General features: G+C 39.7%; 17 protein-coding genes. 9 read left to right on the forward strand and 8 right to left on the reverse strand.

The window, feature by feature from the left end:
- Positions 1 to 68: 68 nt before the first annotated feature.
- The 3 genes from IEE83_RS23575 to IEE83_RS23585 all read right to left on the reverse strand — a co-directional run bounded on the left by IEE83_RS23575 (position 69) and on the right by IEE83_RS23585 (position 3,668).
- On the reverse strand, positions 69 to 1,400 hold the full coding sequence (locus IEE83_RS23575; RefSeq protein ID WP_194122925.1) for a GntP family permease: 1,332 nt from the start codon (positions 1,398 to 1,400) through the stop codon (positions 69 to 71).
- Positions 1,401 to 1,436: 36 nt separating this feature from the next.
- Positions 1,437 to 2,591: an alpha/beta hydrolase family protein gene (locus IEE83_RS23580; RefSeq protein WP_194122926.1), complete on the reverse strand. Its 1,155-nt coding sequence runs from the start codon at positions 2,589 to 2,591 to the stop codon at positions 1,437 to 1,439.
- 201 nt (positions 2,592 to 2,792) lie between these two features.
- On the reverse strand, positions 2,793 to 3,668 hold the full coding sequence (locus tag IEE83_RS23585) for a diacylglycerol/lipid kinase family protein (RefSeq protein ID WP_194122927.1): 876 nt from the start codon (positions 3,666 to 3,668) through the stop codon (positions 2,793 to 2,795).
- Between the two features lie 46 nt (positions 3,669 to 3,714).
- Between IEE83_RS23585 and IEE83_RS23590 the strand changes: the two genes are divergently transcribed.
- The 8 genes from IEE83_RS23590 to IEE83_RS23625 all read left to right on the forward strand — a co-directional run bounded on the left by IEE83_RS23590 (position 3,715) and on the right by IEE83_RS23625 (position 14,552).
- Entirely contained in the window at positions 3,715 to 4,731 is a 1,017-nt protein-coding gene (locus tag IEE83_RS23590; protein ID WP_194122928.1) for an App1 family protein phosphatidate phosphatase, read from the forward strand.
- On the forward strand, positions 4,732 to 5,895 hold the full coding sequence (locus IEE83_RS23595; protein ID WP_194122929.1) for a trans-sulfuration enzyme family protein: 1,164 nt from the start codon (positions 4,732 to 4,734) through the stop codon (positions 5,893 to 5,895).
- 85 nt (positions 5,896 to 5,980) lie between these two features.
- Positions 5,981 to 6,667, forward strand: coding sequence for a response regulator transcription factor (locus IEE83_RS23600; protein WP_194122930.1), 687 nt, complete (start codon positions 5,981 to 5,983; stop codon positions 6,665 to 6,667).
- A gap of 51 nt (positions 6,668 to 6,718) precedes the next feature.
- Positions 6,719 to 8,086 (forward strand): sensor histidine kinase, encoded by a 1,368-nt coding sequence (locus IEE83_RS23605; RefSeq protein ID WP_194122931.1) that lies wholly within the window; start codon positions 6,719 to 6,721, stop codon positions 8,084 to 8,086.
- Between the two features lie 80 nt (positions 8,087 to 8,166).
- Positions 8,167 to 9,414, forward strand: coding sequence for a TolC family protein (locus tag IEE83_RS23610; RefSeq protein ID WP_194122932.1), 1,248 nt, complete (start codon positions 8,167 to 8,169; stop codon positions 9,412 to 9,414).
- Positions 9,415 to 9,445: 31 nt separating this feature from the next.
- Positions 9,446 to 10,591, forward strand: a complete 1,146-nt coding sequence (locus tag IEE83_RS23615; protein WP_194122933.1) for an efflux RND transporter periplasmic adaptor subunit — start codon at positions 9,446 to 9,448, stop codon at positions 10,589 to 10,591.
- 103 nt (positions 10,592 to 10,694) lie between these two features.
- Positions 10,695 to 13,799 carry an efflux RND transporter permease subunit gene (locus tag IEE83_RS23620; RefSeq protein ID WP_194122934.1) on the forward strand — a complete coding sequence of 1,035 codons (3,105 nt, stop codon included), beginning with the start codon at positions 10,695 to 10,697 and terminating at the stop codon, positions 13,797 to 13,799.
- 204 nt (positions 13,800 to 14,003) lie between these two features.
- Entirely contained in the window at positions 14,004 to 14,552 is a 549-nt protein-coding gene (locus IEE83_RS23625) for a hypothetical protein (RefSeq protein WP_194122935.1), read from the forward strand.
- A gap of 97 nt (positions 14,553 to 14,649) precedes the next feature.
- On the opposite strand, the gene IEE83_RS23630 is transcribed toward IEE83_RS23625, so the two are convergent.
- The 5 genes from IEE83_RS23630 to rpoN all read right to left on the reverse strand — a co-directional run bounded on the left by IEE83_RS23630 (position 14,650) and on the right by rpoN (position 21,420).
- The gene (locus IEE83_RS23630) at positions 14,650 to 15,381 is read right to left on the reverse strand and encodes a CPBP family glutamic-type intramembrane protease (protein ID WP_194122936.1); all 732 of its coding nucleotides are present in this window, start codon (positions 15,379 to 15,381) and stop codon (positions 14,650 to 14,652) included.
- A gap of 156 nt (positions 15,382 to 15,537) precedes the next feature.
- Positions 15,538 to 16,965 carry a hybrid sensor histidine kinase/response regulator gene (locus IEE83_RS23635; RefSeq protein ID WP_194122937.1) on the reverse strand — a complete coding sequence of 476 codons (1,428 nt, stop codon included), beginning with the start codon at positions 16,963 to 16,965 and terminating at the stop codon, positions 15,538 to 15,540.
- Between the two features lie 26 nt (positions 16,966 to 16,991).
- Positions 16,992 to 18,485, reverse strand: a complete 1,494-nt coding sequence (locus IEE83_RS23640) for a sensor histidine kinase (protein WP_194122938.1) — start codon at positions 18,483 to 18,485, stop codon at positions 16,992 to 16,994.
- A gap of 4 nt (positions 18,486 to 18,489) precedes the next feature.
- The gene (locus IEE83_RS23645; protein WP_194122939.1) at positions 18,490 to 19,947 is read right to left on the reverse strand and encodes a sigma-54-dependent transcriptional regulator; all 1,458 of its coding nucleotides are present in this window, start codon (positions 19,945 to 19,947) and stop codon (positions 18,490 to 18,492) included.
- Between the two features lie 21 nt (positions 19,948 to 19,968).
- Complete coding sequence (gene rpoN / locus IEE83_RS23650) at positions 19,969 to 21,420, reverse strand: RNA polymerase factor sigma-54 (protein ID WP_194122940.1); 1,452 nt, start codon at positions 21,418 to 21,420, stop codon at positions 19,969 to 19,971.
- A gap of 255 nt (positions 21,421 to 21,675) precedes the next feature.
- On the opposite strand from rpoN, the gene IEE83_RS23655 reads away from it, so the two are divergent.
- Positions 21,676 to 23,118, forward strand: a complete 1,443-nt coding sequence (locus IEE83_RS23655; protein ID WP_194122941.1) for a sensor histidine kinase — start codon at positions 21,676 to 21,678, stop codon at positions 23,116 to 23,118.
- Positions 23,119 to 23,142: the final 24 nt, after the last annotated feature.

Here is a 23,142-nt window from a genome sequence, read left to right on the forward strand (position 1 = left end):
AATCCAAGCTAAAAATCCCAAAGGCCAAAGGTGCAGAGCACCGCAATATTTCTTCCCCAATCTATTCATCAAACCAATACCAAATACAAAACAACCGTCATTAAAAAACTGACGACACCCTGCAATCCCGTCAAAATGGTATGAGTCCGGTAAGTATCTTTTGCCGAAATCCCTGTAAATTGAGATACAACCCAGAACCAGGCGTCATTAGTATGTGACACGATCATCGCCCCGCTTCCTATTGCCATCACAAGCAAGGTAATTTGAAGCGGAGTTACGAAGCCAAGTGTGGCTAATAGCGGTGCAATAATACTCGTTGTCAAAACCATGGCAGAGGTAGTTGAACCTTGTGCAGTTTTGAAAAAGGCTGCGATAAAAAAGCTGATGATTAACAGGAAAACACCCGACATTTCATTCCTTGTCAACCACTCACTAACCATTTCTTTCAACGGCGTTTCTTTTAAAACTGCACCAAAAGCACCGCCCGCTCCTACCAAAACAAGTGTCGTTCCGCAATGTTCGATACCACTTTTAAAACAGGAAATCATTTTCTCGGCTGCTTTTTCCGGAAAAAGAGAATAACTGAAAAATATTGCCAATAGAAAAGAAACCAAGGGACTTCCAAAAAAGCTCGTCCAGCGCATTACATTTTCCGGAAAGTGTAAAATTTTGGCAAAAGAAGCCAGTGTAATCAAAAGAATGGGAAGCAAAATCGGCATGAAAGCTTTCCAGGCTGCCGGTAATTTCCTGTCTTCCATTTCAGTTATTTTTGGGTTTATTTCTTCAATGATTTTTACATCCTTAGCATACTTCGCGGCAAACCAGGTTGACAGGAAAAGACTGGGAATAGAAACGATCAAACCAATCAGAATAACCAACCCTACCGAATCGGCAATTCCCAGATTTCCGGCTGCCGAAAGTGGTCCTGGCGTTGGCGGGACTAAGGTATGCGTTGCGAAAAGTCCACCGGAAAGAGACAATGAAATTACGGCTAATGGCTTATTCGTTCTTTTGGCTACGATCTGATTTAGTTTATGTAAAATGATATAACCCGAATCACAAAAAACCGGAATTCCCACAATAGCTCCGATTACTGACATGGCAAATGCCGGACGTTTCTCCCCAAATAATTTTAAAATTACATCTGCCACTTTAATTGCCGCCCCGGATTGATCCAGAATTGCACCAATCACGCAACCAAGAATTACCATCAAACCGATTTTTGACATCAGTTCTCCAAAACCTTTTCCAATAGTTTCGGCAAGTTTGTCAATCGGTAATCCTGCAAAAATCCCCACGCCTAATGCCGCCAGGAGTAATCCTGCCAGTGGATGCATTTTTAAAACCGTCGAACTTAAAACTATAAAAACAATGGCAAGCAAAACGATAATTATGATCATACTTTCGGTTCGGCAGATTTCGGAAATTTCCGATTATTATAAAAGTTTTAACACAGCTTCATCGCCCATTATCGCACTGGCTGGTCGTGGATGTGCGGTATTGAAAACTTCCAGATCTTTCTGATCTAATACTTTTGATGGATTTTCATCAATATTTCCTTGCGCGTCCAAAACAGATTTAAGATCAAGATTCAAATGTTTGGCCATAAAAACATACATTGCCTTACGCTTGCTTGGACCGTAATCATGTTTTTCATCAGCCAAATGAACATTTTCAACTTCACTTTTTTTCCCGTAAAGCGAATAAATATTTTGAATAAAGGGAAATTCAACTTCCGGAGTATTTTTTGTCCAGTCGCCACCATCAGAAGTTAGCAACATTGGTCTTGGTGCCGTTAAAGCTGCGATTTCTACATTATTTGTCTGAAAATCTCCTTTTTTATGAATAGACATTCCGCTTTCACAAACGCATCCGCCGAAGAAATGGGCTGAAACCATCACCGTCGGTGCGGAAACTTTTACGCGCTGATCAAGTGCAGCGAGTAAAAAAGTCTGCGTACCCCCACCCGACTCGCCGGTTACCCCGATACGTTCAGCATCAACGCCTGGCTGAGATATAAGAAAATCCAGCGCGCGAATGTTGTCGATTGTATTAAGTTTTAAAGCTTTTGAAAATTTATGCTCCGTTTGTTTCGCATCACCTTGTCCAACCATATCCACCACAAAAACAACAGCACCCATGCGCGCCAAAGTTGCACAGCGTTTTTGGGTTTGTTCACGGAAACGTCCGTGCGGATTTTCTCCATGCCCATGCGGACAAAGAATTCCGGCATATGATTTTTGTTTTTTTATGGGTCGATATAAATTCCCAGTCACATAAACACCAGGCAGACTTTCAAAAGCAACATTTTCGATGGTATATCCATCCATAGTACGTTTGCTGTGGATAATCGGGATAGATTTTGGCTTGGCAGGAATTGTTTCCAGCTCCATTCCTGCACGTATTTGTGCCTTAATTTTTTGCGCCCGGGTTTCCCATGCCAGTTTTGAAGCGGGAACATGACTATCCAGAAACGCTTTACCCTCTGCTTCTGTAAAATATGCTCCCTGGCATAGTTCTGCTTTTTGTGCAAAGGAATTTATCGACAAAGAAATTGCCGTAGAAAATAAGATCGATGTTAAGGTTTTCATTTTCAGGAATTACCAGTTATGTAATTACCAGAAAAGAAAACAACCAGTTTGGACTACTTATAAAAGTCAGAAATGAATTTTGAGCTTTCGGCAATCGGCTATCAGATTTTTTAAGGAAGAACTCCTCGATAAAAAATATAAACGTGATAAACAGGTTTTTTTATTTACAATTGAAAGCCAAAAGCTGATTGCCGACAGCTGTCACGGAACCGCGATTCTGACAAATCCTTTCAAAATTTCAGCAATTAATTCGCGCACTTCACCTTTATATTCCCCGTCAACCTGAAAATAAACTTCCCGGTCGATACATTCAATTTTTGCTTTTTCAACGGAAAGAAATTCCATCACGTCATGATTAAATTCAGTATTTCCCGTCAGGAATTTGGCAGTTTCAATGAAGTCGATTTTCTTGGCGATGACCAGTTCAAACTTTCCATCCGACATATCACCAAAAGGATTGATACTAATTCCAGTGCCATATTTTTTTGCATTGGCAATAATTACAACTAATGCTTCCGTTTCAATAACGCCTTCGTCCGTCGTGATTCTCACCTGAAAGTTTTCATGCTCATTCAGCGTTTTGAACATTTCCAGTGCATACCCGAGTTTTCCCCGTAAGTCGCCGTTTTCATAATTTTTCACCAAAAGAGCATTCAACCCTATGTCACTTAAATGCAGGCTTATATCTTCATTGATTTTTACAGCATCAATATGGACGAAATTTTCACCAAATGCTACATGGATGGATTCATCAATAGAAGTAGGCAACCCGAAATCTGCCGACAGACCATTTGCAGAACCAGCCGGAATGATCCCAAAAATCACCTCCAAACCCTGAACTGCTTCGGCTACCATTGATATTGTGCCGTCACCGCCAGCTACTAAAACACGACTGGGGCACAGGTTTTTTACCAGTTCTCTTATTTGAGTCAAATCATCAATTCCGGTTGTAGAAAAAATGCTCAAAACATAATCATCCTCCTCCGCCCTGGCGGCAACTTTTAAAAGAATTTCCTGTTTATCCTTATCTCCTGATATTGGGTTGACAACCAACAAAACTTTTCGTTCTGAAAACATATTCTCTAATTTAGGCAATTCAAGTGAATAAGGATCTGGCAATAATATGAAACGATGCGACTTAAAACTATACAGAGGTTATGCAAATAAAAAGGAAATAGTTGTTTTTGGCCATATCGTCGAAAAATATCCTGAAGGCGATCATAAATATACCCGCACAGGTTTTAGGTATGCACGCACCATTATCCAGTTATTTTCATTAAAAACTATACCAAATTTACGCGTCATTTTGCGCGTAGGTTCAGTGGTAGCCGAAACCATCGCAGAAGAAGACGGATATTTCCGATTCCAGATACCCTTCCACGAACCTATGGAAGGTGGCTGGCATCCGTATGAAGTACGTGTAGATGATGAAGTTGGGAAACATAAGTACAAGGTTACCAGGCAGGAAGAGTTTTTTATTCCTTACGAGAGCTCTTATGGAATCATTTCTGATATAGATGATACATTCCTCATTTCCCATAGCCGGCGTTCCTTCAAAAAATTATTTGTCCTGCTCGCAAAAAATGTCCAGGCCCGAAAACCTTTTGACGATGTGGTCAAACATTACCAGCTTTTATCGCTCGCAAGCCGCACAAATCCACAGCAGCAAAATAATATTTTCTTCTATGTTTCAAGCAGCGAATGGAATCTATATGATATGATTGTCCGCTTTGCCGAACTGAACGGATTACCCAAAGCAATTCTTAAACTTAAAAAAATCAAATCGGGACTCGATGATTTTATCATGACCGGCGCTGGCTCTCATGGCCATAAATTTCGTAAAATTCAGAATATTGTTGAATTTTACCCGGAATTGCAATTCATTTTGCTGGGTGATGATTCCCAGAAAGATCCCGAAATTTATGCTGAAATTTGCGCCATGTATGCGCCTAATATCCGGGCAGTTTATATCCGTCAGACGCGTAAAAGAAGTAAATCCGAGGTAACAATGCTTTTAAAAACAATACAGGAAATGAATATTGACACCTGCTATTTTTCTCACAGCAACAAAGCCATCATTCATTCCATAGAAACCGGAATTGTATTCAGACAGCCCACGGAAAATAATAAATTCAAATAAATGGACATCTCTTATATTCTGAATGAACTTGGTGAAGACCGCAGCCAGTATTTTAACGCAGTGGCCCCTCCGATCGTCCAGACCAGTAATTTTGCATTTGATACTTTTGATGAGTTAAGAAATGCCTTTGCCAATGAAGACGCCAACTTTCTTTATTCCCGCGGAAATAATCCTACCGTTGATATTTTAAGTAAAAAACTTGCAGCCCTGGATGGTGCAGAAGATGCCCTGGTTTTTAATAGCGGTGCCTCAGCCATTTATTGTTCCGTTATGGCCAATATTAAATCAGGCGATCATATTGTTTCTGTCCAAAAACCTTATAGCTGGGCAACGCGTTTGTTTGATAATATTTTGCCTCGTTTTGGTATTGAAACAACATATATTGATGGTACTAAAATCGAAAATTTCGAGAATGCACTGCGTCCTGAAACAACCGTAATTTATCTTGAAACGCCTAATACGCTGACTTTTGAATTACAGGATCTGAAAGCCGTAGCAAAACTGGCAAAAAGTCGCGGGATTATTACCATTGTTGACAATAGTTACAGCACACCCATATACCAGAGGCCGCATGCGTTGGGAATTGATCTCAGCCTGCAATCGGGTACCAAATACCTCGGCGGACATAGCGATGTACTTGCCGGCGTACTTACAGGTTCGAAAGAAATGCTCAAAAGAATTTTTAATGAACAATTATTAAATACCGGATCAGGAATTTCTCCGTTTAATGCCTGGCTGATTTTGAGAGGATTGAGAACACTTCCGATGCGGCTTGAACATATTTCAAAATCTACAAGAAAAGTAATCGCTTACTTAAAAAACCACCCGAAAATTGAAAGAGTAATTTTTCCTTTTGATGAAGATTTTCCGCAGCTGGAACTGGCGAAAGAACAAATGTCAGGTGCTTGCGGACTTTTCACGATTGTACTAAAAGCCAGCTCACTTGATCAGATTGAGCTTTTTACATATTCTCTGAAACATTTTCTGGTGGCTGTTTCCTGGGGAGGGCACGAGTCACTTATTATGCCACAGGCTGCCGGATTGGCACCGGAAGCTTTTGATGCAAGCAACGAAAGGCATCGTTTTGCGCGTATTTATATCGGTTTCGAAGATCCTGATTATCTGATCAAAGATTTTGAACAGGCTTTGGAAGTTCTAATCTAAGGGTTACTGATTAATTGTTAATTGTTAATATCACCCGGCTTAATCATTACCTTACTTTAATTTTGAAGAAACGACCTGACCATACATGAAAACCATACTCATTGTCGAAGACGACAGGCGCATTGCCCAAAATATTTACCGTGGACTGCATGCTGAAAATTTTGAAGCGGAAATTGCGTACGACGGTATTACAGGTAAAAATCTGGCTTTAAGTAAAAAGTTTGATCTGATTTTGCTGGATGTGAACCTTCCGGGTCTGAAAGGTTATGACGTTTGTCAGCAAATCCGTGTTTACAAACCTTCAATTCCAATCATCATGCTGACTGCTTATGGTGAAGTTGAAGATAAAGTTGAAGGATTGAACAAAGGAGCGAATGATTATATCGTCAAACCGTTTGATTTCAGGGAATTAATGGCACGTATCAATGCGGCTTTACGCGTCTCTGAATTGAATAATCCGGAAACAGAAAACCAGACCTTACGTATAGCTGATCTTGAATTAAACGTTGGTACCAAAGAAGTTATCCGAGCCGGAAAATCTATTGAACTGACGGCAAAGGAATTTGCCCTACTGGAATATTTTCTAATGCATCGCGGACGGGTGGTTTCTAAAATGGATCTGGCAGAGCATGTCTGGCATTTGAATTTTGATCCGGGCACAAATGTTGTGGAAGTTTATATTAATTATTTGCGTAAGAAAATTGACAAAAATTTCGATACCAAACTGATCCATACCCGGCCAGGTTTGGGATATATTATGAAAGAAGAATGAGTCGTTTACTAATAAAATAATTCTGGACCACTCCTTGAAATAAGCATATCAGTGAAAATAAAAGACCGGATCGCCCTGCAATTTACCCTGATGGTAGCTGTAATACTTCTGCTTTTTTCAGCAGCAATTTACAGTTTATCAGCACGTTACCGCCAGGAAGAATTTTATGACCGGCTAAAAAGTAAAGCACAAACAACCTGCCGGCTTCTGGTAAAGGTGAAGGGTATTGACAAAGATCTTTTGAAGATCATTGACAAAAATACCCTGACGGAAATGCTTGATGAAAAAGTATTGATTTTCAATAGTAAAGATGAATTGGTTTATTCGAGCGTTGACGACAAACTGATCACGTATCACGCTGAATTACTGAAAGAAGTAAGAGCAAATAAGGAAATGGAATTTTTGCAGGATGACAGCGAAACCATTGGCTTACTTTATCAGGAAGGTGATGAACCGCTTGTGGTACTGGCATCTGCTTTTGACAAATTCGGACGTAACAAACTTGATAATCTTTTACAGATCCTCGCCTGGGGTCTTGTTGGTGGTATCGGGTTAACCGTGGCACTGGGTATTTATTTTGCCAGTAATTCCCTGAAACCCATTAGTTTGATCAATCAGCAGGTTTCACAGATCACGGCGCATAATCTTGCGCAAAAGCTGGATGAGGGAAACCGGAAAGATGAAATTGCCCAGCTTGCAATTAATTTTAATACTGTACTCGACCGGCTCAACAAAGCTTTTGAACAACAAAAAAGTTTTGTTTCACACGCCTCCCACGAACTGCGAACGCCTCTGGCAGCGCTAAAATCAGAGATCCAGCTTGGCCAGCGTTTCACCAAAAATAATCCTGAACTGGAAGAGGTTTTTGAAAATCTATTTTCTGATACAGAGCGGCTAATAAGCATTACCAATAACCTACTTTTCCTGGCCCGGTCCATTGAAAATATGGGCAATATGAAGTCAACTTCGGTCCGGATTGAAGATATTGCTTTTCTGGCAAAGGAGGAGATTCTTTCTTCTTTCCCCAATTATAATATCCTGATCGATTATATCTCAATTCCTGAAAATGAGAATGATACGGTGATCGACGGAAATGAAGAATTACTAAAACGTGTGCTTCTAAACCTGATCGATAACGCCTGCAAATATTCTTCCAATCATACAGCTCGTGTTTTGATTGACACAAATGAATCAAATTGCGTTGTTAAGGTTATAGATGAAGGGATTGGTATCAGTCAGGAAGACATCCCTTATCTTTTTGACCCGTTTTATAGATCGTCTCACACCAGCGAAGTACCTGGCTTTGGTATCGGGCTTTCCATTTGTCAGCGCATTATTGATCTGCACCACGGTACCATAAAAGTAACCAGTGAGTTGGGGAAAGGAAGCGAATTTCAGGTCAGTTTGAGGCATGTTTAGCATTCTAATTTTTTTCTAAGGTTATTCTAAGCCTCCTGTAATACCCGGTGACGAATATCGCATCTTTCTAAAATGGAATTATGCGAACTTACTTCACCGTACTCTTACTTTTTTTCACTATCAGTTTACGAGCCCAGGATACGCTCCGGCTCACGATCCGGCAAGCGGACAGTATTTTCTTACAAAAAAACCTTGACATCTTAGCGGAAAAGTATCAGATCGATATTTCCAAATCCCAGGAAATTCAGGACAAACTTTGGGCTAATCCCACACTTTCACTTGAACTAAGTGCTTACAACCATTCACGTGGTGCTTTTGACGTTGGCCGCCAAGGACAAAAAGCGGTAACAATCCAGCAATTAATCACCACTGCCGGAAAAAGAAATAAGCGTGTTGCACTGGACATGGAATCTACCAGAAAAACGGAATTTCAGTTTTACGATCTGATCAGAACGCTGAAATTTGAGCTCCGGGAAATGTTTTTCGAAACCTATTATCTGAGCCAGACCATTGCGCTGTACGATACGCAGATTGCAACGTTGAACACAACCGTAACTGCATTTGACAAAGAATACAACCGCCAGAATATTTCGCTGAAAGAAGTGGTACGTTTAAAAGCACTTCTTTTCCAGCTTACCAATGACCGGGCGAATATTGTTTTCGAGCTGTCGGATAATCAGCGCGATTTGAGGACATTATTGAATACTGAGCTTCCTGTAAAACCGGTTGTTGACAGTACGGATATCAGCCGGTACCAGTTAAGAAATTATAATCTGACACTTCTTCGAGACAGAGCTCTTCAAAGCCGGTCAGATTTGAAAGTAGCTGAATCTGCTACCAAACAGGCGGAACTTAATTATACCTTACAAAAATCACTGGCAGTTCCTGATTTGCAAATCGGCGGAATTTATGACCAGGCAAGTAATTACGTCAACAACTATTTCGGATTAAATCTTGCTATGGATTTGCCTTTTTTTAATAGAAACCAGGGAAATATCCGGGCCGCAAAAACCAATATATCCTACTTCAAAACAGCCGAAACTGCCAAGCAGAACAGTATCAACAATGAGGTTAATGCAGCGTTGCAAAAAGTTTTTGTAGCTGAAAAAGCTTATCAGGGCGTTGAAAGCCAATTTACCAATCAGTTCAAATTACTGAGCAAAGGCTTCTATGACAATTTCCAGAAACGGAATATTACGCTGCTTGAATTTATTGACTTCATCGAGACTTACAACGAAAGCATCAAAGAGTTTAACCGGTTGCAAGCGGACCGGATAAAGGTATATGAAGAGCTCAATTTCGTAGTTGGCGAGGAGCTTTTTAATTAATAAACGAATTCAATTTCTTACATACTTACGGATGAAAGCTGAAACAAAGCAATTAGATCTATCAATTATCGGCAAAAGGCCAGGCTCGGGGAAAAATTTGGTTTATGTATGTTCACTGGCTTTAATAAGTCTTTGCTTTTCGTCCTGCCACAAAGCGGAAGAAAAACAGGAAGAATCAAAAGCGTTTATGCTGTCCGATACGATGATGAATCGTATACACATCGATACTGTCAAAACTGAAATTGTACGTAATGAATTAACGCTTGTTGGGAAGGTTGTTCCTGATGAAAATCAGGTGATTAAAATTTTCCCACTGGTTGGAGGTAATGTGGAGGACGTGAACGTAGAACTTGGAGATAATGTAAAAAAAGGACAAAAACTTGCGACTATCCGTTCAGGTGAAGTTGCCGATTTCGACCGCCAAATGATACAGGCGCAGTCGGATTTACTGATCGCTCAGAAAAATCTTTCGTCAACAGAGGATCTTTACGAAAGCAAACTCGTACCGGAAAGAGATGCCATTACAGCCAGACAAATGGTTGACAAAGCACAAGCCGAAGTAAGCCGTATGAAGGAAATATTTTCTATTTATGGTTTGAGCAAATCGACAAATTATACTGTAAAATCTCCTATTAATGGTTTCATCATTTCAAAAAATGTAAACCGCGGAATGCAGCTGCGTTCTGATAATTCGGAAGCATTATTCACAGTCGGACAAATTGCCGATGTGTGGGTTTTGGCTAATGTAAATGAAAGCGATATTCCACGGATTAAAGTAGGAATGAGCGCAGATGTACATACGATCAGTTTTCCTGATGAAACTTTCAAAGGAAAAGTTGATAAAATCTACAATGTGCTGGACCCTGAAACCAAGGCAATGCAAATAAGAATTCAGCTGAGCAATGTAGGTTATAAACTGAAACCGGAAATGCATGCAACGGTGAATCTGAATTTTGAAGAAACTGATAGAATGACAGCCATACCTTCCCAATCCATCATTTTCGACCGTAGTAAAAATTGGGTAATGGTTTTTCACAGTCGCACCAAAATTGAAGCACGTCCGGTTGAAGTGTATCGTACTCTTACAAACCGTGCTTACATCAAAAGCGGACTAAAAGATGGTGAACAAGTCATTTCCAAAAACCAGCTGTTAGTCTACAACGCTATCAACGATTAATAAAATGATAGAATGAGTGAATGTTTGCCCGTTCTATCATTCACTCATCGTACCGGCGACCCGGCCTATCATTCAATATTCTCTCATTCAAAATTGAATTTTAATGAATAAATTCATTCGGGGAATCGTAGGTTTCTCTCTCAAAAACAGGTTTTTCATATTCTTTCTAACGGGTCTCATGATCATTGCTGGTATCGCCAGTTACAGGAGTACGCCTTTGGAAGCATTTCCGGATATTACCAATACGCAGATTATTATCGTTTCACAATGGCATGGCCGGAGTGCTGAGGAAATAGAAAGGTTCGTGACGCAGCCGATCGAAATCGCCATGAACTCAGTGCAGCGAAAAGCCAATGTGCGCAGTGTAACCATGTTCGGTCTGTCTGTTATCAAAATTATTTTTGATGATGATGTAGAAGATTTTTTCGCCCGTCAGCAGGTTAATAATCAACTAAGAACTGTTTCCTTGCCTGACGGCGTTGATCCGGAAGTTCAGCCTCCTTACGGTCCAACGGGAGAAATTTTCAGATATTCTCTTGAAAGTAAAGACCGCGACAGCCGCGAATTGTTGACACTTCAAAACTGGGTAATTGACCGCCAGCTTCGTAGTGTTCCGGGTGTAGCAGATGTGGTTGCCTTTGGTGGACGGGAAAAGATTTATGAAGTTCAGGTAAACCCTACCAAACTGGTTAAATACAATATCACGCCGCTTGAAGTTTATGAAGCGGTTACAAAAAGTAATGTAAACGTTGGTGGTGATGTAATTGAAAAAAATGGCCAGGCTTATGTTGTGCGGGGAATTGGTTTGCTGGAATCCGCACAAGATATTGAAAATATCATTGTTGAGTATGTAAAAGATTATCCCGTTCTGGTAAAAGACGTAGCCGATGTCAAGGAGTCTGATTTGCCGCGTGTTGGTCAGGTTGGTCTGGGTAAAAATGATGATGTTGTTGAAGGAATTGTAGTACAGCGCAAGGGTGAAAATCCAAGTGAAGTACTGGCCAGAATAAAAGAAAAAATTGGCGAATTAAACACCAAAATATTACCTCCGGATGTCAAAATGGTCACTTTTTATGACCGCGATAATCTGATCGAATTTTGTGCGGATACGGTAAAACATAACCTCGTTGAAGGAATTGTTTTCGTAACTGTCATCGTATTCCTTTTCATGGCCGACTGGCGGACAACAATTATCGTTTCCATCATTATTCCACTGGCGCTTTTATTCGCATTTACTTGTTTGAAACTGAAAGGAATGTCGGCCAACTTACTATCGATGGGGGCGATTGACTTCGGTATTATCATCGATGGAGCCGTCGTGATGGTCGAGGGGATATTTGTAGCCTTGGATCATCTTGCCCACAAAAACGGGATGGATCGGTATAACAAACTTTCCAAACTTGGACTGATCAAAAAGACGGGTGGTGAAATGGGAAAAGCTATATTTTTCTCAAAACTGATCATCATTACCGCACTCCTTCCAATTTTCAGTTTCCAGAAAGTAGAGGGTAAAATGTTTAGTCCGCTGGCATTTACATTGGGTTTTGCCTTACTAGGGGCTTTGTTTTATACACTTACGCTGGTTCCGGTTTTGTGTTCTTTCTTATTGAATAAAAATGTTCGTGAGAAAAATAACCCGATTGTTAACTTTTTTGACAAAATCGTCATGAGTGGTTTCAACTGGTGTTTTGGACATAAAAAGATCAGTTTCATATTCGCTACCGTATTTTTAAGTGTCTCTCTTTTCTCTTCAACCTGGCTTGGAACCGAGTTTTTACCCCAGCTGAATGAAGGTGCACTTTGGGTTACTGCCGAATTGCCCATGAGTATGTCGCTGCCGGAAAGTGTGAAAATGGCAAGTGACATCCGGAAAGATCTGGCCACTTTTAAAGAAGTGAAACAGGTACTTTCTCAGGTTGGCCGTTCCAATGACGGGACTGACCCGAACGGATTCTATTTCTGTCAGTTTCAGGTAGATTTGGTACCGAAAAAAGAATGGAAACGTAAAATCACCAATGAGCAGCTTACGGATGAAATGAACAAATTGCTAAGTGTTTATCCGGGCGTTCTGTATAATTACTCACAACCGATTGTTGATAACGTAGCAGAAGCTGTCGCTGGTTACAAGGCAAGCAACGGTATCAAAATTTTTGGACCAAACCTTGAAGAACTTGAAAAATATGCGAACCTTTCCATGGATGCCGTCCGTGATGTGGATGGTATCAAAGATCTGGGACTTATCCGTAACATCGGTCAGCCTGAGATCAGCGTAATTTTGCATGATCACAAAATGGCTCAATATGGTGTCAGTACTGCCGACGTTCAGGCGGTTATTGAAATGGCGATTGGAGGAAAAACAGCATCCATCTTGTATGAAGGCGAGCGTAAATTTGATATTCGTTTGCGCTACCAACAGCAATATCGCCGCGATGAGCAGGATATTCAGCAATTGATGGTACCAACTTTGACCGGAGGTAAAATCCCGCTGAAAGAAATTTCATCAATCCGTAAAGTTACCGGACCGGCTTTTGTTTATCGGGATAATAACAAACGGTTTATCGGGGTTAAATTCTCTGTTCGCGGTCGTGACCTTGGAGGTACAATTGCAGAAGCGCAGCAACGTGTAAGAGAAAAATTGCCGAATCTGCCAAAAGGATATTCAATTGAATGGGTTGGAGAATTTGAAAATCAGGTTCGTGCTACGGCGCGGTTAGGACAAGTTGTTCCGATCAGTCTGGTTGGTATTTTCATCCTGCTTTTCATCATGTTCAGTAATGCAAAAGATGCCGGTCTGGTTTTGGTCAACGTGCCTTTTGCTTTGATTGGAGGTATTCTTGCGCTGCATGCAACGCATATGAACTTCGGAATTTCAGCAGGTGTTGGTTTTATCGCACTCTTTGGATTATGCGTCCAGAACGGGGTAATTCTGATTTCTGTCTTTAATAAAAATCTGGCGGCCCATATGCCGCTTGACGATGCCATTCGAGAGGGTGTTAAGTCAAGAATCCGGCCGGTAGTCATGACCGCACTCATGGCTGCCATTGGGCTGCTCCCGGCCGCTACTTCAACAGGTATCGGATCGGAAACACAAAAACCGCTTGCGATTGTAGTAATCGGTGGATTAATTACAGCAACTGTTTTAACGTTATTGATTTTCCCAATTATTTACGGGTTCTTCAATAAAAAGAAACAGTCAGCACATTCCTGATATTATTGTAAACTCTTCTTTGTCCCCGCTCTGAATCTTTGGAGCGGGGATTTTTTTGTTTTCAAATTCTCAGTGGCTGTTGGGCTGTACGTCGATAAAAAGTAACCATACGTCGACATTGCAAATCACTGATTAAACAAATGGGTTGTCTCTGTGTCATAGAATCACAAAACACAGAAACAAACTTTATAAACATCAGAAATCATGAAAAAGATAATCGCAGCCATGTTCGTTTTATTTGCAGCTATCACCGCTCCGCAAGCACAGGCACAAATCAGTGTAAATATCAATATCGGCCAGCAACCAGCGTGGGGTCCGGTGGGTTATGATCATGTAGATTTTTATTATTTGCCGGATATTAATGTTTATTATGATGTAGCCAGAGCGCAGTATGTTTATCCAAACGGAAATCAGTGGATTTATGGTCAAAGCCTTCCTGCCCGCTACCGTAATTTTGATATCTACAATAGCTACAAGGTGGTTGTAAATGAAGCAAGACCCTATTTACGTAACAGCGTATATGTTGCCAAATATGCGAAATACAAAGGTCAGCACAACCAGCAAATCATTCGTGATAGCAGAGATCAGAAATACTTCCAAAGCGCTCAGCATCCACAACATCAGCAATGGGAAAAACAACAAACAAAAGTTATTGTGAAAGCTAATAACAACAACAGAAATAATAATTCAAAAAACAATAACAACGGTCGCAATAACGGAAACGACAAAAGAGGAAATAACGGAAGACACTAATATTTCTTTATAGAACGGCTTACAAAAAATCAACCCTCATCCTGAAACCAGATGAGGGTTGATTTTTTGATTGTTGTATATGTAAATGACCACCTATTTAAAAATGGACTGCAAAGTAAAAAAGGAAAAAGGACAGATTATATGCTGAATGGAGTAACACAGCATATAAAAATCCATATTTCAAACGGACATAACCTAGCATAAAACCCAGACAGGTTTGGCGAAGTGTTATCACCGGCGTTAGTAAAAGCGAATACAGACCACCCTCAAAATTAGTCACATGGAGAAAACCAAAACTGATAACGGATACATAGAAGAGAACTTTGTGATGTTTCTCCCAAAATTTTTCCATACGACTATCCACATCGCTATGCTCATGCAGGAAACTATAGACGGCTGCCATTAAAATCAGGCCTAGTCCAATAGCAATAGAAGTTTGATCATGTTCACCAAAAAGACCATAACCGTGCATGAATTTATGCAGAAAATAATAAAACCAGATACCTGTAAACGCCGCAAATTTTATTTTGGAATAGTTAAGACAAAGGCGAAATTGTGTTTCTTCAACTATGGGCGCGTACAGCGAGGCCAATGCGATTTGATAAAACCAGGATCGTTGGGTAAAAGATTGTAGAAAAATATTTACAGGTTTTTCGAGATTAAAAATATCAAAAAAGAAAACCAGAATCAGTCCTGAGATGAAACTCAACAGCAACGCGAGCAGGTAAATTCTAAAAAAACCTATTATTCGCATATAGAGCCGGTTTTTCTCAGATTCGACTCTGCCATCTGACAATAATATACCTAATTCCGAAATAATCATTTTCATAATAAAGGAGTTATCAAGCTTATATCAATCTGTTATTTGACATAGGAAAAAACATTTGGTCACCACATGTAAACAAAAAAAATCCCTTTAACAAGGGATTCTTTTATCTAAATAAAACCGTGCCGATTTTGGTTAAATACCTGATTTAGAAAACAATTATTTTTCAGAGAAGCTAACAGTAAAAGTTGTCCCCTCACCTACTTCGGATTGCACGTCTATACGTCCATGATGTGCATGAAGAATATTTAATGTTGTGGCAAGGCCAAGTCCCATTCCGTTTTTCTTACCTGTAAAATAAGGTTCAAAAACCTTGTCCATATTTTCCTGACTTATGCCTGAACCGTTGTCCGCAAAAATAACCTGCAAAGAATCTGCCTGAATTCTGGTTGTGATTCTTAAAATACCTTTATCCTCCTCCATCGCTTCAATAGCGTTGGTAATTAGATTTAAAAATGCCATTTGCAGTGAAACGGAATCCAGAGGAATACAAAAATCCTCCTCCGCATAAGCCTTAACAATTTTAATTCTTTTCAACTGCATGCGGTCATAAGCAGCGGAAATTGCCTCATCGAGAATATAATGAATAGACTGATCCACCAAAACAATATCAGACGAGCTCGAAGGCTGTAATAATTGCGTAATCAGATCATTGATACGGGTACAATTTCGCTTGATGATCTGGGTATAAAATTTCTGGTCTTCATCCACCAGTTCCATTTCCAGCTGTTCTGCCGATAGGTTTACATTCGTCAGTGGATTTCTTACTTCATGCGCAAGCATTCTTACAAGACGGCTTGTCACAGCCAGTTTTTCAGAAAAAAGTCTTTCTCTTTCCGACTGCTTCCGTGCTGTTATATCATGCAATCTTCCCTGAACATAAGGATTATCTTCATCCATTTCCATGGAAGCTGAAAAAACACAATACTTTTTCTCACCGTCCGTCGTAGCAATCCTAACTTCAAAATCCTGTATCGCCCGATCTTCAATGCCATCCCAGACAATACCAAAATTAGGATCATCAACAATTTCCAGGATATTTTTTCCTTTCAATTCTTTTGGTAAATATCCCGTAAGCGTGCAGGCAGATGTGTTAAAATCGGTAATAATACCTTCCAGGTCACTGATAAAAAGAAAGTCATTAGATTCTTCAAAAACCCTTCGGTAACGTCTTTCACTATGGCGCAACGCTTTTAAAACGGAGGTCCGCTCCAAGGCGTAACGAATTGTCCGTTCCAGCTTTTCAGAATCCAGTTCGTTTTTTATCAGATAATCCACAGCTCCGAGGCGCAGTGCTTCAACGGCTATTTTGGTATCTCCTTTTCCTGTCAGAAGAATCATGGGTTCTTCACATTCGAGCGTAGTGGCTTCTTCAATCAGGTCAATTCCGTTGCGTTCGCCTAGGAGGTAATCAAAGAAGTAGAGATCAAATTTTTTATTTTGGATGGCGTGAATCGCTTCTTTATACGTTGCACACCAGGTTATATCGAATTTCCAATTGATAAGATCGTTAAAATACTCTCTGGTAAGAAAGTAATCATCTTCATCATCATCAACCAGAAGTACGGTAATCAATTTACTGTTCATTAGATGTAGGTGGGATAAATCTTAAATTAATTTTGGCTTACAGGAAGAATAATTTCAAACGTTGCTCCCTGATCAGGGATTCCAAATGCTTCAATAATTCCATGATGACTTTCAACAACTTTTTTACATACTGAAAGTCCAATGCCAGCTCCTTCAAATTCCGAGCGACCTCTTAAACGTTGAAAAATCGTAAAGATACGGGACGCATTTTCATTTGAAAATCCTATCCCGTTGTCTTTCAAGGTAATTTTTATATATTTTTTTTCTACAGGCATTTTTCTTTTCAACGCTTCTGAAACTGTTAATTCTTTTACCTGAAGCGAAATCACCGGAGCTGTATCAGGTTTTGTAAACTTCAAAGAATTGGAAATAAGATTGATAAAAAGCTGAGACATCTGGGTCGGGTTGGCATCAATTACCGGCAGCTTATCAATTTTCAATACAGCCTGTTTTTGCTGAATGGTTACTTCCAGATCGCTAAGTGTACTTCCTAAAATATCATTCAGATCTGTCGGTTCAAAAACATTGGATGAACTGGTAACTCTCGAAAATTCCAGCAGATTGTTAATCATTTTCTGCATACGCCTGGTAGCACTTAAAATACGGCTCAGATAAACTTCCTGCTCCTTATCCAGAATATCTTTTGTCTTGCTTTCCAGACGCTCCCCGAATGAAATAATTTTACGCAGCGGTTCCTGCAAATCATGCGAGGCCACGTAAGCGAACTCTTCAAGATCCTCATTGGATTTATTCAAATCCTTAACTTTTCTTTCCAGTTCACTTTGTATTTCTCTCAATGTTGTAACATTAAAAGCTGTTCCGATTGAAATATTGTGACCTGTAATTTCATCAATCGAATTGTGTCCGCGTACATACAGATATTTTTCTTCCCCATCTTCTGCTATAATCCTAAATTCCAGAATATAAGCATCGGTATAGGAAAGTACATTCTTTAATTTTTCTGAGATAAGCGCTACGTCGTCCGGATGTATATTTTTTTTGAAAGTTGCACTGCTTAATTTTTCTATGGGCAAACTTTCCGGGCCATAACCCATAAGCTTATACATTCCTTCCGTCCATTCATATCTGGCATTTTGTATGTCCCAGATCCAGCTGCCGAATTCCATGGTTTCTTCCGCCTCGGCCGACAATTTTTGCAGATAAGCCAGTTGAGCCTCCACATTTTTTTCGGCCGAAATATCGGTAAGCGTGTACAAATTATATTCTTCGTCTATTACAGACTTATCAATTTTACACCAGATTCCTGATTTATTAAATTGAAAATTGAGAGAATTGTTTTCCCTTAAAGTATTAAAGTCGAAATGCGCTCCGCATATCGACTTTAATGTAAATCCTTCAAAATCAGAAACTCCTGTTAATTGATGTGCAGCATTATTTGCATAAAAACACTCAGGATCTGCATTTGGCAATATTTCGTCATGGCTTCCGCAAACGAGGAATCCGATTGGCGATGCACTTAATATATCATAAAAGGAAAATGGATATAACTGATTTTTCAATCTATTAAATATCAAATTGTTTCATCTTGTTATAAAGCGTTTTACGGTCGATATTTAACAAACGTGCAGCTTTACTTTTGTTAAAATTAACATCTCTCAAAACCTGCATAATCATGTCATACTCAGCTTCGTTTGCAACTGTTTTAAGACTAGGTTTTGTGTCATCCGTTTCCGCGGCTTCAAGTGTTACCGGAGCTGAAACGACAGGCGCAGGTGCAATTTCTTCGTCCAGATCTTTCAGTTTGCTATGATTAACAATTTCAAAAGGAAGAGATTTTTCCTCGATCAATTCACCGTCAGATAAAAGCGTTGCACGTTTAATCACGTTTTTCAACTCTCTTAAATTACCTGGCCATGAATAATTGACAAAATCCTTCATTACCTCATCCGAAAATCCTTTTACGTTTTTAGACAATTCTGCATTTGTAGTTTCCAGGAAAGTCGTTGCAAAAAGCAAAAGATCATCCTTACGGTTTCTCAATGCCGGAACTTCAATCGTAAATTCATTAAAACGATAGTAAAGATCCTCTCTGAACTTACCATTTCTGGCCGCATCCAGCAATCTTTCATTACTTGCTACAATGATTCTAACATCTAGTTCAATTTCCTTCGACGCACCTATACGGCGCATTTTACGCTCCTGCACTACACGTAACAATGCAACCTGAATTTCATATGACAAATTGGAAACTTCATCAAGAAACAAAGTACCGCCATTTGCCATTTCAAAGTGACCAATTTTGGTTTGTAAAGCTCCTGTAAAAGATCCTTTTTCATGACCAAAAAGCTCGCTGCCGGCAAGTTCTTTTGAAATAGCACCGCAATCCATTGCCACGAATGGCATATCCTTTCTGCGTGATCTGTTATGTATTTCCTGCGCAATTGCTTCTTTTCCTGAACCACTTTCTCCATAAATAATTACGCTGAAATTGGTAGGAGCAACAAGATCAACCTGGCGGAAAAGGTTATCCGAAACTTCGCTCTGTCCCATTACGTAACCCGCTTTCATCTTGTGAGAAGTTTTACGGGCTGCTTTTGGCGCAACAGAATCTGAATTGCTGCCAGAAGTTACATATTCTGTTTCGCCTGTTCTTTCCGCCTCTGCATCTGCAAGGGCTTTTTTAACAGTAACTAATATTTCATCCGGAAAAAGAGGTTTTGTGATGTAATCATACGCCCCCAGTTTCATTACGTTTACCGCAATCTTTATGTCAGAATATCCTGTGATAATCAAAACCGGCACATGAGGGCGCTTGGATTTGATCGCATTCAGAAGTTCTGTACCGGTAATATCGCCCAATCGGAAATCCGTCATGACAAGATCCGGTTCGAAAGATTCAATTAGCGCAAGCCCGTCTTTTCCGGTCAGTGCTGTTTCAACAATAAAATCATTCTTTGACAAAAATCTTTTTAACAAGAAGCAAATATCCGCTTCGTCATCGACCACTACTATTTTTTTCATGTGGAATAAGTGCTTTCTTAATTAAATGGTAACCCGCAAACGTGCGGTTGGAATATTTAATTGCTCTCTGTATTTGGCTACAGTGCGGCGAGCAACGGAATAACCCTTTTCTGATAATAAGTCGGTAATTTGCTGATCATTGTATGGATGCCGTTTATCTTCAGCTGCCGTGATTTCACGAATCGCTTCCTGAATTTCACGGTTTGATACTTCTGTACCATCCTCATTGGTAACACCTTCTGTAAATAAGTCTTTCAATAAAACAATTCCGAAAGGTGTCTGTACATATTTATTTGTGGTAACGCGTGATACGGTGGAAATATCCATATCAATAATTTCTGCCACATCTTTAAGAATCATCGGGCGGAGTTTCTTGATATCACCCGTCTGGAAATATTCATATTGCAGTTTGACGATCGCTCTTAGCGTGCTAAGCATTGTATTTTCACGCTGCTTGATGGCGTCAATAAACCATTTGGCAGAATTCATTTTGTTTTTCAAAAACTGATTCGTTGCCTTATCAATTTTTTGTTCTGCCATTTGGGTAAATAATTTATTCAGACGTAACGCCGGGCTGTTTCCCCAGGTCAGCTGCACTTCAATTTCACTGTCTTCAATATATCGCAGCATGAAATCCGGTTTGATACTTTCATTAACAAGCGTATCGTTTCTAAGGCCGGATGCTGGTTTTGGATTAAGAGTAGTAATAAGCTGAATGGCCTTTTTCAGGCATTCTTCATCGATGCCTAAAACACGCATGATCTTATCATAATTCCTTGAACCCAGCTCATCAAACGTATCGGAAACAATCTTGTAAGCCCATCCCCAACATTCATCCTGATTTTCAATACGCTGAAGCTGAATCAGCAGACATTCGCGTAAATCCTTGGCAGCAATTCCGGGAGGATCCAGCTGCTGGATTACTCTCAGCATCATTTCCACTTCTTCCGTATCAATGAACATGCTGTTGGCAAATGAAATGTCGTCAGCAATTACTTCACTTTCTCGTCTCAGGAACCCATCTTCATCCAGCGAATCAAGGATAAAATCTGCAACAAGCTGCTGTCTTTCATCCAATCTTAAAAAATGCACCTGCTGCTTCAGATCGTCTCTGAAACCAATTGATTCCACCATTGGGCGGGTATACAATTCGTTATCAGCCGACTGATTATTTGCATAAGTTTTATAGTCCGGTATATCGTCGTCTCTGAACTCATCCCAGTCCTGATAATCCTGAACCGACGGATAGTCATCTTCCCCTGAAGTGCCGGCATCGTCGGCATCCTGAAATTCATCTGCTGTATCTTCTGAAGCTGTATCTTCCTTACCCTCTTCCAGTATCGGATTTTCCTCTAATTCTTCTTTAATTCTTTGCTCAAGCTCCATAGTGGTCAGGTGCAATAAATTCAGCATCTGAATCTGAAGAGGAGAATATTTAAGGGTTTGTCGTTGCGTCTGCGTTTGTCTTTGCATATAGCAATTAATTGTAATATTAAAAGTTCTCTTTAATGATATCGTTTGAATTGAAACCTGGTATATTTCGGATTGTCACCGAAACTTAACATCAAAAGGGTCCCTCTAGTTGACTTACTACATACATCTTTTAAATTTACTATACTTTATCCTAACTTACTTAACCATGATCAGCAAAATCCGAATATTGCGTACATATTTCCACAGACTGAGTATATTAATTCGAAATGTAGATTTTTCACACAACGCTTATTTATGAAACTTTCTACCTTTTCTCTCCTCAACCGTACGCTTAGTGAACATTCGCTTTCATTAATTACCAGATTCCTGTTTGGCACCTCACTGTTACTAATCATTGCTCTATCATACAGTTACAACGAAATTAACCGGGAACTTATCAATTATTCTGAAAAGGTTAATCAGACACAAAGGGTTATCAGCGGACTCCATCAGATTTCATCTGCAATTTATGAAACGACTCACCATACCAACAGCTTTTTATTTTTAAAAGATACCGCTTACATAAACAAAACTCTTGCCGCGCTTAAAATCATACCTCCGTTAACGCTTAAACTTGATTCGCTCATGAACGGAAATCATGCACAGCGTAAAAGATTAAGCGTATTTAAAGGACATTATACTCATTTTGAAAATTATACAAACCGATTGACAACAGGAGGAAATACCCTCAATACGGCTATTGTTTTTGTTCTGTCAAAAAGAAAAAATGCAGAGGTAGATTCTATGACAAAACTCATTGTCAGAATGCGTCATGTAGAGGATCAGCTCATGTACAACCGTATGCAAAGCCGGGAAAATTATACCGCTCAGGTTTATAGATATAACTGGATCATTATGCTTGTAGCAATTGTTTTCCTTTCCTCAGCTTTTGTTCTTCTGGATCGCGAATTAAGGAGAAATAAATTTTACCGGGTGGATCTTGAAAATAAAATCGAAAATCTGAACCGCTCAAATAGCGAACTGGAACAGTTTGCATATGTAGCATCCCATGATTTGCAGGAGCCGCTGAGGAAGATACGATCATTTTCGGATCGACTTGTTAGCAAATATAAAAATGAAGTTTCGGAAGAAATTTTTATGATGCTGGCCAAGATCGACGGATCTGCCCAGCGTATGCAGTTATTGATTAACGATTTGCTTGCCTTTTCAAGAATTGTTAAAACAGGTGCGGAAGTAAAAATGGTTAACCTCAACAATTCGTTGTCTGATGCAAAATCAAATTTGTCTGAAATGATTTTGGAAAATAAGGCAACAATACATGCTGAGGTTCTCCCAACCATTGAAGGATATGGCTCACAAATGGTCCAGCTCTTTCAAAACCTGCTTTCCAATTCCATAAAATATCACCAGGAAAATATCCGGCCTGTTATCAGGATTACTCATCGTCTGGTTGAAGGAGAAATTATTCCTGGAATTAAACCATCACACAGCGACATTCAATTCCATCAGATCAAGATTAGTGATAACGGAATCGGTTTCAAAAAAGAATTTGCCGAGAAGATTTTTATAATTTTCAAGAGACTGCACGGGCAGCATGAATTTGCCGGGACCGGAATAGGTCTCGCAATTTGCAAGAGAGTAGTGTCAAACCATAATGGCTATATCTTTGCAGAAAGTACCGGACAAAATGGAGCAAATTTTTATATATATCTTCCAGCAGAATCTTTGCTGAATTAATTTAAAAGTCTGGTTCCGAAAATC

The sequence above is a fragment of the Dyadobacter subterraneus genome, from assembly GCF_015221875.1.
In the GTDB taxonomy this organism is placed as follows: domain Bacteria; phylum Bacteroidota; class Bacteroidia; order Cytophagales; family Spirosomataceae; genus Dyadobacter; species Dyadobacter subterraneus.

Bases quoted from the DNA above. Each gene is read 5' to 3' on its own strand.
- IEE83_RS23595 (WP_194122929.1), top strand. From the start codon at position 4,732: ATGGACATCTCTTATATTCTGAATGAACTTGGTGAAGACCGCAGCCAG.
- IEE83_RS23575 (WP_194122925.1), bottom strand. From the start codon at position 1,400: ATGATCATAATTATCGTTTTGCTTGCCATTGTTTTTATAGTTTTAAGT.
- IEE83_RS23580 (WP_194122926.1), bottom strand. From the start codon at position 2,591: ATGAAAACCTTAACATCGATCTTATTTTCTACGGCAATTTCTTTGTCG.
- IEE83_RS23590 (WP_194122928.1), top strand. From the start codon at position 3,715: ATGAAACGATGCGACTTAAAACTATACAGAGGTTATGCAAATAAAAAG.
- IEE83_RS23620 (WP_194122934.1), top strand. From the start codon at position 10,695: ATGAATAAATTCATTCGGGGAATCGTAGGTTTCTCTCTCAAAAACAGG.
- IEE83_RS23655 (WP_194122941.1), top strand. From the start codon at position 21,676: ATGAAACTTTCTACCTTTTCTCTCCTCAACCGTACGCTTAGTGAACAT.
- rpoN (WP_194122940.1), bottom strand. From the start codon at position 21,420: ATGCAAAGACAAACGCAGACGCAACGACAAACCCTTAAATATTCTCCT.
- IEE83_RS23600 (WP_194122930.1), top strand. From the start codon at position 5,981: ATGAAAACCATACTCATTGTCGAAGACGACAGGCGCATTGCCCAAAAT.
- IEE83_RS23630 (WP_194122936.1), bottom strand. From the start codon at position 15,381: ATGAAAATGATTATTTCGGAATTAGGTATATTATTGTCAGATGGCAGA.
- IEE83_RS23645 (WP_194122939.1), bottom strand. From the start codon at position 19,947: ATGAAAAAAATAGTAGTGGTCGATGACGAAGCGGATATTTGCTTCTTG.
- IEE83_RS23610 (WP_194122932.1), top strand. From the start codon at position 8,167: ATGCGAACTTACTTCACCGTACTCTTACTTTTTTTCACTATCAGTTTA.
- IEE83_RS23635 (WP_194122937.1), bottom strand. From the start codon at position 16,965: ATGAACAGTAAATTGATTACCGTACTTCTGGTTGATGATGATGAAGAT.
- IEE83_RS23585 (WP_194122927.1), bottom strand. From the start codon at position 3,668: ATGTTTTCAGAACGAAAAGTTTTGTTGGTTGTCAACCCAATATCAGGA.
- IEE83_RS23625 (WP_194122935.1), top strand. From the start codon at position 14,004: ATGAAAAAGATAATCGCAGCCATGTTCGTTTTATTTGCAGCTATCACC.
- IEE83_RS23615 (WP_194122933.1), top strand. From the start codon at position 9,446: ATGAAAGCTGAAACAAAGCAATTAGATCTATCAATTATCGGCAAAAGG.